Genomic DNA, 12,939 nt, shown 5'->3' on the forward strand with positions numbered 1-12,939 from the left:
AAAGGAAGCTAAGGATATAATAGGATTTTTTATTACAAAACAAAAGGGAAAATGTAGGTTATAAGAAAAACATTCAAGTATTACAAAACGAACAGTCTTCATTTTGCTTATCATGATGACACTCATAAATGCCATATACTGTCATTCGCATAACGGACATTTTCATCAAACCAATGTTTATCGGCATAAGAAAGCAAAGAAATAATACGTGAGTTCTGGATAAGAAATTCGTTATAAAAGTCTGTAATCTCGCAAATATTTGTAACTTTATACGTGATATCCAATAACTTACAAACAATATAAGCGATGATTAGCGAAGACAAAGTTACGGAAATTTTCTGTATTATGGATGAGTTTTGCAAGAATTTTGCATCCGAGTGTGAGAAAAACCTCCTTTTGACGGACAAGGATCACCGTCACCGCAACCGAAATGGACAGTTGAGCCATACGAGATAATGACCATACTTGTCTGTTATCACTTCTGCACGTTCGCCAACTTCAAGCATTACTACATCTTTTATGTGGAACAGCATCTTTCCGGCCGTTTTCCTGATGCCGTTTCGTACAACCGTTTTGTGGAGCTCATGCCCCGTGTGTTCTTTTACATGATGCTATTCATGAAGCTCCATGCCTTCGGCAAGTGCTGCGGTATCAGTTTCGTGGATTCCACGATGATACCCGTGTGCCACAACCTGCGACGCTATGCCAACAGGGTTTCCAAAGATGTGGCCACGGACGACAAGGAAACGATGGGATGGTGTCACGGATTCAAACTGCATCTGATTTGCAATGACAGTGAAAAAATAATAACGCTTTGTCTTACAGGAGCAAATGTTGACAACAGGAACAAAAGGGTGTGAACTGTGTTTGCCAGGGAACTATACGGAAAAGTCTTCGCCGACAGGGGATACATCAAGCAGGCTCTTTTCGGAAACCTCTTTGACAGGGGGAATACATCTTGTACACGGATTGGGAGCCAACATGAAGAACAGGCTCATGTCCATGTGGGACAAAATCATGCTCCGTAAGAGGTGCGTCATCAAGTGCATCAACGACCCGCTCAAGAACAAGGCAGACATCGTGCATTCGAGACACCGGTCGGTACACAATTTTATTATGAACATCTGTGCAGTACTCACGGCTTACTCGTTTTTCGAAAACAAGCCGGAGGCATTGCATGCACATGTGGGAAAATCAGTACAATTAATGCTTTTGGGGGAATATTATCCCGAACTCGCGTATATATTATAATAATAGGTGGAAAAAAGATGGGAATCGTGACAGAGACAGGTAGAAACATGAACTGTGAAAGACCCATTCCGATTTCTTATCATAACGAGGGTTGTCACGAACATAAATCATCGCCCAAAATTTTGGATAATATGCTGCACCGATGGCACAAACCAACATACAGGACGAGACACAGTCCGTTAAACAAAGTTATTTATGCTTTAGCGGACAGCTGTAAAAACTACAGAAAATCCGCAATCACATATTAAATGGTTGCGGATTTTAAAGAATACTTAAAATCGGAAATGCCTTCCGTCTGTACAGAAACGAAACGGAATAGATGGCATTAACGGTTGGGAATACCGTGTTCGTCTTTCTTTATGCCTTTAATGTTTACACCCCATCCCTTTACTTTCGTTGATGATTCGCGGAAAGCGCCAAAGAACCAGCTGTGCTTTTCTGTTTCAAATTCAGGTTCAAGGATTACGTCAACATCTGCGTTTTCCTTGGCACGATACAGAGCCTGTGACTCCGATTTTGACAACCCCTTGTAACGGTTTACACTTTTCAGTGTTTTATTTCCGTTGCGTTTCAGCTGGATAAATCCGAACAAAGTGGAAGTGTTTACAGAACCTTCAACTTTTTTTGCATTAACATAGTCGAGGTCAGCCTCCACATAGGTGTTGATGTTGTTGCTGCCAAAGCTCATGATGGCGGCCTCTTTCTGATACATTGCACAACTTGAGAAACTCATAGTGAGCAGGCCTGCGCAGATAGCCGAGAGAAAAGATATTTTTTTCATCTTTTGAAAAAGTTGCACCTGGCCGACACCCAAAGTCAGGAATGTTGTTTTTATGGATTCAATTCCTACATATAAAAAGCGTGGGTATCTTGTTTTCTGCCGTTTTCTTCTTTAGGCCCTGAGAAAACCTGTACAATGTAAACAGACAGAAATGATACCCACGTCGTCAAGTATAAGCACACTCCCAAAGTGTGCGTGAGGACACGAAGTCCTCTCCACACACATACGGAGGGATATATACAAACCACCCGTTGTATCTACCTCTGCAATGTTCTTGACTTGTACTTTTTTGAATTTCTCAGGTTCAAAGAAGACAAAAACAAAGCGTTCAGCAAACACTTTCAAATATGTAGTGCTCCTTCTTTTGTCAAATTTCTGCTCTCATGTGATTGCAGTTTTGGTGTAAAATGAAGCAAGTGCAAATATACGAATAAATATTTTAAAAACAGCTCCTTTTAGTAAAAAAATGCGTTACTGACAATTCTCAACCGATAATGGTTCAGGTGTTTCTTTTCAAAAATCAGATGGAATTTTTCCTGCAGAGGTATAATCCAATGCCGCGACATGATAGCGTAAAGCCCGGCGGTTGTTCCATGGAACATCCCTACCTCAGGGATGTGAGGCTGGATATTACACTAATCAAGAGTTGGTAAAGCATTAATCAAGGACCGGCAATCCACGTTTAGGGGATAGTTAGTCCACAACGAGAGAATTCCGTTCACCGTTTGAACGACCTATATTTCCTGAATATGTACGCGTGTACATTTATATATATAACATAAAAAGCGATTATAAGGGCATGACAAACATACAATAACCAAATACATGTTTACACAAGCATTTTATATAAAAAGATTTGGTGATTTCAATAATTAATTATAACTTTGCAACCGCTATTTGCGGAAATAGCTCAGTTGGTAGAGCACAACCTTGCCAAGGTTGGGGTCGCGAGTTCGAGTCTCGTTTTCCGCTCTTTTATTATTTTATATATTCAAGATGCCGCAATGGTGGAATTGGTAGACACGAGGGACTTAAAATCCCTTGGCCAGAAATGGCTGTGCGGGTTCGAGTCCCGCTCGCGGCACTATTTTATTACATTCAAATCATCCATCCTTTTTTCAGGTTTGCCGACATTACCCCGGTAAAATATATTCTATATTATTAACACAGACATGAAGGAACATAAATACAGCCGATATTATGCCTATAATTTAATAAAATATAAAAAAAAGACCTTTTTACATACTTACTAAAATAACATGATTAAATTTGTAGGAGTTTTATCATCATAAGTATAATGGATGAGTTGCATATCATGCTACCAAATAAAGAAAAGACCATAAATATAATAAATAAAACAATGCAGAAAAAAAATCTTTTATTGCTGTCAGCAACATCATTACTAATGCTGACATCTTGTTCAAAATTAGGAGAACTGTCTGCTGACAACTTTAAGGTTGTTCCTAATCCTTTGGAATCACAGGCAGGCCAAGTTCCGGCAACTATTAACGGAATGTTCCCAGAAAAATACATGAAGAAAAAGGCCGTGGTAACAGTTACTCCGGAACTTCGCTATGCAAACGGAAAGGTAAGCCGTGGCAACAGTGCGACATTCCAAGGAGAAAAAGTTGAAGGCAACGACCAGACTATCTCTTACAAGGTGGGCGGCAACTATACAATGAAAACAAACTTCCAATATGTTCCTGAGATGCAGAAGAGCGAGATGTATATTACGTTTAATGCAAGGATCGGCAAAAAAGAAGTAGAAGTACCCGCAGTAAAAGTTGCAAACGGTGTTATCTCAACAAGTGAACTTTATAAAAACACAGTAAAAGGAGCACAGGCCTGCGTTGCCCAGGACGCATTCCAAAGAATCACAGAACAGAAGCAAGACGCAAACATCAAATTCCTCATACAGCAAGCAAATCTGCGAAAGAGCGAGCTTAAAAACAACTCTGTACAGGAATTTATCGCCCTCCTCAACAGAATTAACGAGGATAAGGAAGGTCTGAACATAAACAATGTTGAAGTTTCCGCATACGCCTCTCCGGACGGTGGTGTGAAACTTAACGACAAACTCGCCAACACACGTCAGAAGAACACCGAGGCATACGTCAAACAGCAAATGAAGAATACAAAGACAGACGCCCCGATTGATGCAAAATATACAGCCCAAGACTGGGAAGGATTCCAAGAACTTGTAAGCGCATCAAACATTCAAGACAAAGACGTCATACTACGTGTTCTTTCTATGTACAAGGATCCGGAAGAGCGTGAACAACAGATAAAGAATCTCAGCGCCGGTTTCCGCGAACTTGCAGACGGCATACTTCCTGAACTTCGTCGCGCACGCCTAACAATCAACTATGAGGTAATTGGCCGTGATGACGAACAAATCATGACACAGATTAAAGAAGATGCAACAAAACTTACTGTTGAAGAACTGCTTTATGCAGCGACTCTCACAGATAATGCAGCAGAGAAAGAGGCCATCTACAAAAAGACAACAGAGGTTTATCCCAACGACTACCGTGCTTACAACAACATCGCTGCACTGGAATACGCAAAAGGCAATAACAGAGAGGCACAGAACTATATAAAGAAAGCACAGAGCGTAAACAAGACTTGTCCTGAAGCAAACGCAAACCTCGGACTCATTGCACTACAGAGCGGTGACACAAAAACAGCCGAACAGTATATCGCAAATGCAGCTAACGCCTATGGCCTGAACGAGGCTCTTGGCAACCTCCATCTGGCACAGGGCAAATATGCATTGGCCGAGCAGGACTTCAACAAAGTAAACAGTAACAGTGCAGCCCTTGCACAGATTATGAACAAGAACTATGCTGCTGCAGAAAAGACACTTCACAATGTCAAGAATGCAGACGGCATGACCGAATACCTAAAGGCCATCCTCTATGCACGCCAGAACAATCAGTCTGCAGCAAGTTCTGCATTGAAGAAAGCTCTCAGCATGGATCCGTCATTAGCAAATTATGCTGCTAACGACCTTGAGCTTGCAGGAATAAGAAAATAAAAAAAGCAAACGTAACCGCATGAAGAAATTCATAGGATACATACTGCTCACCCTGATTTTAGTATCATGTGGCACCGACAACGGACATTTCCGCATTGAAGGACGCTTCAGGAACTTCAATCAGGGTGAGTTCTATATTTACTGTCCGGACGGAGAAATGTCAGGAATAGACACTATAAAAGTTGCAGACGGAAGATTTGCTTATGAGACACCCATAAACAACAAGACAACATACGTTCTTGTGTTCCCAAACTTCTCAGAACAGCCTGTTTTCGGTGAACCTGGAAAAACTGCAAAGATAAAAGGCGACGCATCCCATCTAAAAGAAATGGAAATTGAGGGCACTGATGCCAATAAGGAAATGACAAAATTCAGGATGGATGCCAATCGTCTTACACCTCCGGAAGTTATCAAAGCCGCATCGGATTTCATAAAGAAAAACCCGAAATCCGAAATCTGTCCATATCTTGTCAGGAAGCACTTCATTCAAATTGCACAACCCGACTATAAAGAAGCATCGTCTCTGACAGCCACAATGCTGAAAGCAGACCCCAAGAATATAAAACTACAGAATCTGAACAAGACTTTGAAACAACTTGCAACAACATCTACCGGCAACAATATCCCGCAATTCAACACGAAAGACATAAACGGGAAAGACATGAACAGGAATATGCTTAGAGGCAAAGTGAATGTTATTTTTGCATGGGCAACATGGAGTTTCAGTTCACAAAACATACAGCGCAAGTTGTTCCGAATGAAGAAACAGTATGGGCAAGACCTTCAGATAGCCGGCATCTGTCTCGATCCACGACAAGAAGACTGTAAAACACGTATTGAAAGAGATTCAATACAGTGGCCGACAGCATGCGACGGGCAAATGTGGGACAGCCCTATAATAAGGAAACTTTCAATAACCACAGTTCCTGCAGTTATTATTGCCGATAAGAACGGAAAAATAACAGCACGCGATCTTAGTGACAACATGATTGAAGACAAGATAAAATCCATGATGGGAGACTAATGCCGACCCACATATAACATATCAATATCTTTCCTTAAATATCCATACCTAAATACTTAATATTTATTACTACTCCACGACATGCTCATAAAAACGTTTTCCGCAGCAGTAACCGGACTTGAAGTAACAACGGTAACAATAGAAGTATGCCTCACCCGCGGTGTGCTTTTTCATCTCAGCGGACTTGCCGACACGGCAGTCAAGGAAAGTCGTGACCGTATTGTGGCCGCCATGATGAACAACGGCTACAGATTTCCTGTAGCTGACATAACCATCAACATGGCACCTGCCGACATAAGAAAAGAAGGAGCCGGATATGACCTTCCGCTCAGCATAGGTATTCTTGCCGCAGACGGGAAAGTAAACAGTAATGGACTTGACAGATATATGCTCGTCGGTGAACTGGGCCTTGACGGACGGCTATTGCCTGTTAAAGGCGCACTGCCCATAGCCATAAAAGCACGCTCAGAGAATTTTAAGGGATTGATTGTGCCACGTCAGAATGTAAGGGAAGCAGCTGTCGTAAACAATCTGGATGTATACGGTATGGACAGTCTTTCCGATGTTATAAAGTTTTTCAATGGCACAAAAGAGTATCAACCTGAAATCTTCGATACACGCAAAGTGTTTTATGAACAACAAAAACATTACGACTTTGATTTTGCTGATGTACGCGGACAGCAAAACGTAAAACGTGCACTTGAAGTGGCTGCAGCCGGAGGTCATAACATTATAATGATAGGGCCGCCCGGCAGCGGTAAATCCATGATGGCAAAACGGTTGCCGTCCATACTTCCTCCACTCTCTCTTGCCGAGAGCCTTGAAACGACACAGATACATAGTGTGGCAGGCAAGCTGAGCCGCGACACATCACTTATCACACAACGGCCTTTCCGTTCTCCCCACCATACCATATCACAAGTAGCACTTGTAGGCGGAGGAAACAATCCGCAGCCGGGAGAAATCTCACTGTCACACAACGGGGTTTTGTTTTGTGATGAATTGCCTGAGTTCAACCGTACCGTACTTGAGGTTATGCGCCAACCTTTGGAAGACCGCCGCATAACGATATCACGTGCCAAATATTCTGTTGAATTCCCTTGTTCATTCATGTTTGTGGCCTCAATGAATCCATGTCCATGCGGGTATTACGGTGATCCGACCCATCATTGCGTATGCACTCCAGGACAAATACAACGGTATATGAACAAAATAAGCGGCCCACTTATCGACCGCATCGACATACAGGTTGAAATTGCAGCCATACCGTTTAATGACATCTCAAAAGCAGAACCAGGGGAACCGAGCGAAGCCATACGCGAACGTGTGATTGCAGCACGTCATATACAGGAACAACGCTTCAAGGACTACAAAGGCATACATTGCAACGCACAGATGACTGAACGGATGATTCACCAATATGCGGAACCCGACGACAACTCCCTCGAACTGCTACGTACAGCCATGGAACGTCTGAAACTGTCTGCACGAGCATATAACCGAATACTAAAAGTGGCAAGAACCATCGCAGACCTCGACAATTCCGAAAATGTTCAGTCACACCATATCGCAGAGGCCATAGGATACAGGAATCTGGACCGCGGAGACTGGGCTGAAAGGGGGATTTGAAAAACAAGACAGCATTTCCTTGCCATTTACCGATTTATGTATTATTTTTGCAATACATTCAAAAAATATAATAACTTACACTCATGAACAACAATAATCAATATATCCGCTTTGACTGGGCAGCAAAACGAATGCTTCGCGACAAAGCTAACTTCGGTGTACTCGAAGGTCTCGTAACAGTATTGCTGAATGAAGAGATACACATCATAGAAATTCTTGAAAGCGAAAGTAATCAGGAAACAGCAGACGATAAATTTAACCGTGTGGATATAAAGGCACGCAACAGTAAAGACGAGATAATAATTGTCGAAATACAGCTCACACGCGAACTTTATTACCTCGAAAGAATACTATACGGAGTGGCAAAGGCCATCACCGAACATATATCTTTGGGCGAAAAATATGACAAAGTAAAAAAAGTATATTCTATAAACATCCTTTATTTCGATCTCGGACGCGGAACAGACTATTTGTATCACGGACAAACAACATTCCAAGGAGTACATACCCACGACACCCTTGTTATAAATACCAAAGAGAACAACATTATAAAAATGAAAGCTCCCAAAGAAATATTCCCGGAATATTACATCATAAGGGTCAATGAGTTCAACAAGGTGGCCACAACACCCTTGGAAGAATGGCTCGACTACTTGAAAAACGGAAACATAAAGGATGATACAACAGCGCCTGGTCTCAACGAAGCACGGAAAAAATTGCAATATCTTACCATGACACGTAAGGAAAAACTGGCTTACGACAGACACATTGATGCAATCATGGTGCAGAATGATGTTATAGATACAGCAAAACTCGAAGGACGGGCTGAGGGATTAGCGGAAGGAAGAGCCGAGGGAAGAGCGGAAGGCATTGAAAAAGGCCGTACAGAAACAAAGATAGAACACGCAAGGAGGCTTAAAAAGCATGGCATAGGCAATGACATCATAGCAGATGTCACCGGGCTATCAACAGATGAAATAGCAAGACTTTGACAAAAGCTTTCCTGTCCATGACCTTCAACAGTATCGAGTTTGTTTTCTTTTTCGTTATAGCATTTACTGTATATTTTCTGCCTATAATGAAAACAGCCACACGGCAGAATACCCTGTTGCTTGCAGCAAGTTATGTTTTCTACGGAATGTGGGACTGGAAGTTCCTCGGACTTATCTTATTCACTACGGCAACCACATTCATTTCCGGAAAACTCCTTATGCGAAACAAGTCAAGATTGGTCGCAGGAATAAACATAGTAATAAATATCGGGATACTTGCCTTATTCAAATACTTCAATTTCTTTGGAGAAAATCTCTCACGGCTACTGAGCCTCACAGGATGGAAAGTTGACTGGATTCTTATTGACATTATACTTCCGGTGGGAATTTCATTTTACACATTCCAAGCCATTGGATACACCATAGACGTATATCGTGGAGATATAAAAGACGATGCAGGCAAGAACCCTATACAGTTCGCAACATTCATCGCATATTTCCCACAATTAGTTGCCGGTCCAATAGAACGGGCAAAAAACATACTTCCGCAGCTCGAACGCGTAAGAACGTGGAAATATGAGGACAGTGTGGAAGGACTTCAGCGGATAATATGGGGAATGATGAAGAAAGTGGTCATTGCCGACCAATGTGGCGTACACACAGACATCATCTGGCAACAAGGACTTGACGTTGCACATGGAGAAATAAAAATGTTCTTTGCCGTTCTTCTGTTCTCCATACAGATTTACTGCGATTTCTCCGGATACTGCGACATTGCACTGGGAGCATCAAGAATGCTTGGCATAAAACTCATGGAGAATTTCAAGAGACCTTATTTCTCAAGATCCGTACTGGAATTCTGGCATCGCTGGCACGTCTCGCTGATGGAATGGTTTCAGCAATATGTCTATATTCCACTCGGCGGCTCACGGGTATCCAGACATAAACACTATATGAATGTCATCACCGTATTTCTTATCTCCGGTCTATGGCATGGTGCATCATGGTGTTTCATACTTTGGGGTGCATATTGGGCAATTGCATACATAACGGCAATTATGCTGAAAGTGTCTGCATATAAAGACGATACAGAGATAAAAAAATGCAATATCTTCGGTACGATATGCTCAATGAGTGTAGTCATAACAGGATGGGCGATATTCCGAAGCACCTCCATCAGCGAATGTATGGCACTGCTCTGCAAATCGGTCATACCACTGACAGCAGCAACCACATTCTTCTGCATTGTCACAATTGCCTGTATGAAACAGAAAACAGTGAGAAAAGCAGGAGTATATATTGCCGCAGCCACCGTCGTAGCCGCATTTATTATCCTAACAGACAAAGTCATCACATATTACTACCTGTTATACGCAACAGGAATGTTCGCGTGCGAATGGGCTACAAGGGCAGACACATGGCACCTCTATCCACTGCCACGCAATAAAATCATGCGATACACCCTATACATATTCATCTATATGAGCATTATCCTCGCACCATCCACCGACTCTGCCTTCATTTATTTTCAATTCTGATGAACAGGAAATATCGTTTCATATTAAAAACCATGGTCATTGCCACAATACCACTGACAGTCCCCGTGGCATTATATTTTATTTGCGACCCGTTCAAGGTACTGAGGACATACGATGATTATTTTGCCGACGGACTGAGCGTGAACAAAGGCGTCGTGACCGCCTCAACATTCGAGGCGGAAAATCCGGCACATCACTACGACTCCTTTATCCTCGGTTCGTCCATATCCTGCTATTACGAAGCGGACAACTGGAAAAAATTCCTGGAACCAGGAGCACGCCCTTTTCATTTCGACACATCAAACCAACCGATAAGAACCCTACGCAGGACTGTAGAATACCTCGAAAGAAACGCATACAGCCTCAGAAACATATTAATCGTGCTTGACCCGTTCATATTCCGACTCCAACCGGACAAAACAGACATGGTATTCATTGACCCGCCACAGATCAGGAAAGAATGGTGGTACAAAACTTTTTTCCATTACAAAATGATAAGTCATTTCCTCAACGTCAAATACCTGGTGTCATACCTGCCATGGCTCTACAGCAAAGAGAAAAGAAGCTACTGCGATACAAATATCTTCGAGCCACAGCCCATTACATGGGACAGAATTACAAACGAAGAACATGTATACTCTTGGGATGACAGCATATCACACTGTCCGGAGATATTCTACGCCCGCCACCCCATCGGCTGCGAACCAAAACCATATAACAGCAGTAAAGAGAACCTCATAAACAAGGATATCGAAGAAGACATGCGGACAATTGCCGTTATTCTCAACAGAAACGGATGCAACTACAAAGTGGTAATAAGTCCCAACCTCAGACGCGAAGTCCTTAACGAATGCGATGACAGGATAATGCGGAATATCTTCGGTCACAACTACCACAACCTCGGACGGGACTTCCACGCAGCCATGACCGACCATACCAACTTCTACGACAACACTCACTATCGGGCATCTCTCGCCGGACAAATAATGCAAAAGATATACGCCGGCACAGATATTGAAAATATGAACCGACTGTTCCTCAATGACTAAAATTTAATAGAAAGAAGACAAGTTCCTCAAACATTATCCTTAAATTTCCTCTAAAGAAAAAAATGATTTCTTCATTATGCCGGTGTAAAAACTCATGCTTTTTATGTACTTTTGCAGACAGTATGGCATGCCACGGCCATCCACATGCAAGGTATTACTACCTTTTTTCATAAAACAACAATAACCATTATAATAACATTTATATGACAACACGCTTATTGAATTTCCTTGATGCTTCACCCGTCAGCTTTCTTGCGGTGAAGAATATTGCCGCAGAACTTGAACAGGCAGGCTATCACCGCGTAATGCCATGCGGACCATTGGGTGAGATGAAAGCCGGCAACAAATTCTTTGTCACAAAGAATGATTCATCGGTATACGCCTTTCATATAGGAAACAAACCGCTTGCAGAAACAGGATTCCGAATGATATGCGCCCACAGCGACTCTCCCACATTCAGAATAAAACCGAATGCAGAGATGTTGTGCGAGGGAGGCATTGTAAAATTGAACACAGAAGTTTACGGAGGACCAATCATGTCAACATGGTTTGACCGTCCTCTTACACTTGCCGGAAGAGTCATCCTCAGAGGCGACAACGAGATGGAACCGCGTACAAGACTTATACACATCAGAAAACCACTGCTGCAGATAAGCAACCTCGCCATACATTTCAACCGACAGGTAAACGACGGTGTAAAGCTCAGCCGGCAAAAAGACATGCTGCCTATATTAGGAATCATTGAAAATGAACTGGAACGCGGGAACATGCTGATGAACATAATCTGTAAAGAACTGGAGGTAGAAAAAGAAAACATCCTTGATTTCGACCTCTATCTCGCAGACACCTCTCCGGCATGCGTTTTCGGCGCACACGACGAATTCATATCCTCCGGGCGTCTCGATGATCTGTCAATGTGCTTCGCCGGACTTGAGGCTATGACCGCAACCTCAACAACGGATTTCACAAAAGTCATAGCCATCTTCGACAACGAGGAGACAGGTTCACAGACAAAACAAGGCGCAGGCAGTCCGTTCCTTGCATCCATACTAAGACGCATCGCCCTGTCACAAGGCGGCAACGAAGAATCGTTCTGGCAGGCTGTAGAAAAATCATTCATGGTGTCGGCAGACAATGCCCATGCCTGGCATCCGAACTACAGCGAGAAATACGATCCTACGAATCATCCCGTATTGGGAGGCGGTCCGGTCATAAAGTTCAACGCAGCCCAAAAATACGCAAGCGACGCCATATCGGCCGCTGTCTTTGCAGAGATCTGCCACAATGCAAGCGTACCATGCCAGAAATTTGTCAACCACAGTGATGTTGCGGGCGGAAGCACTCTCGGGAATATCCTTGCCGCATCCATACCCGTAACGGGCGTTGACATGGGCAACGCCATCCTCGCCATGCACAGCTGCCGTGAAACAGGAAGCGTGGCTGACCATGAATACTGCGTAAAGGCATTTACAAGATTCTTTTCAGAATAAATACGGACAGACACAAAACCGCACAGCAATACAAAGACTTTCCTGAAAGAACTTTGTATAAAATACAAAACCGAAAGGCCTCTGAAAGCGTTTTCAACAACTTTCAGAGGCCTTTCGGTATACTCCCCAAATCAGGTCTTTGGGTTAA

10 protein-coding genes and 2 tRNA genes are annotated in these 12,939 nt (G+C 42.8%); 11 read left to right on the forward strand and 1 reads right to left on the reverse strand.

Features of this window, described 5'->3' with window-relative positions:
* The first annotated feature begins 455 nt into the window (after window positions 1–455).
* Both HPS56_RS13585 and HPS56_RS13590 read left to right on the forward strand, forming a co-directional pair.
* Entirely contained in the window at window positions 456–860 is a 405-nt protein-coding gene (locus tag HPS56_RS13585; protein WP_432766843.1) for a transposase, read from the forward strand.
* Complete coding sequence (locus HPS56_RS13590; RefSeq protein WP_432766844.1) at window positions 832–1,251, forward strand: transposase; 420 nt, start codon at window positions 832–834, stop codon at window positions 1,249–1,251. Before HPS56_RS13585 ends, HPS56_RS13590 begins: the two co-directional genes overlap by 29 nt.
* Before the next feature lie 325 nt (window positions 1,252–1,576).
* On the opposite strand, the gene HPS56_RS12780 is transcribed toward HPS56_RS13590, so the two are convergent.
* Window positions 1,577–2,032: a hypothetical protein gene (locus HPS56_RS12780; RefSeq protein ID WP_172277401.1), complete on the reverse strand. Its 456-nt coding sequence runs from the start codon at window positions 2,030–2,032 to the stop codon at window positions 1,577–1,579.
* A gap of 899 nt (window positions 2,033–2,931) precedes the next feature.
* Here HPS56_RS12780 and HPS56_RS12785 point away from each other — a divergent pair.
* The 9 genes from HPS56_RS12785 (at window position 2,932) to HPS56_RS12825 (ending at window position 12,791) form a co-directional block, all read left to right on the forward strand.
* Window positions 2,932–3,004, forward strand: a tRNA-Gly gene (locus HPS56_RS12785).
* A gap of 26 nt (window positions 3,005–3,030) precedes the next feature.
* Window positions 3,031–3,116: transfer RNA gene (locus HPS56_RS12790), tRNA-Leu, on the forward strand.
* Window positions 3,117–3,392: 276 nt separating this feature from the next.
* On the forward strand, window positions 3,393–5,069 hold the full coding sequence (locus HPS56_RS12795) for a tetratricopeptide repeat protein (protein ID WP_172277404.1): 1,677 nt from the start codon (window positions 3,393–3,395) through the stop codon (window positions 5,067–5,069).
* A gap of 19 nt (window positions 5,070–5,088) precedes the next feature.
* On the forward strand, window positions 5,089–6,093 hold the full coding sequence (locus HPS56_RS12800) for a DUF4369 domain-containing protein (RefSeq protein ID WP_172277407.1): 1,005 nt from the start codon (window positions 5,089–5,091) through the stop codon (window positions 6,091–6,093).
* A gap of 81 nt (window positions 6,094–6,174) precedes the next feature.
* Window positions 6,175–7,722 carry a YifB family Mg chelatase-like AAA ATPase gene (locus HPS56_RS12805; protein WP_172277410.1) on the forward strand — a complete coding sequence of 516 codons (1,548 nt, stop codon included), beginning with the start codon at window positions 6,175–6,177 and terminating at the stop codon, window positions 7,720–7,722.
* Window positions 7,723–7,805: 83 nt separating this feature from the next.
* On the forward strand, window positions 7,806–8,714 hold the full coding sequence (locus HPS56_RS12810) for an Rpn family recombination-promoting nuclease/putative transposase (RefSeq protein WP_172277412.1): 909 nt from the start codon (window positions 7,806–7,808) through the stop codon (window positions 8,712–8,714).
* The gene (locus HPS56_RS12815; protein WP_172277415.1) at window positions 8,711–10,252 is read left to right on the forward strand and encodes an MBOAT family O-acyltransferase; all 1,542 of its coding nucleotides are present in this window, start codon (window positions 8,711–8,713) and stop codon (window positions 10,250–10,252) included. The genes HPS56_RS12810 and HPS56_RS12815 overlap by 4 nt, the downstream gene beginning before the upstream one ends.
* Window positions 10,253–10,284: 32 nt before the next feature.
* The gene (locus tag HPS56_RS12820; protein ID WP_172277418.1) at window positions 10,285–11,301 is read left to right on the forward strand and encodes a hypothetical protein; all 1,017 of its coding nucleotides are present in this window, start codon (window positions 10,285–10,287) and stop codon (window positions 11,299–11,301) included.
* 203 nt (window positions 11,302–11,504) lie between these two features.
* A complete protein-coding gene (locus HPS56_RS12825; protein WP_172277421.1) occupies window positions 11,505–12,791 on the forward strand; it encodes a M18 family aminopeptidase in 1,287 nt (428 codons plus the stop codon).
* Window positions 12,792–12,939: the final 148 nt, after the last annotated feature.

Source organism: Xylanibacter muris (genome assembly GCF_013166605.1).
Taxonomy (GTDB): Bacteria; Bacteroidota; Bacteroidia; order Bacteroidales; family Bacteroidaceae; genus Prevotella; species Prevotella muris.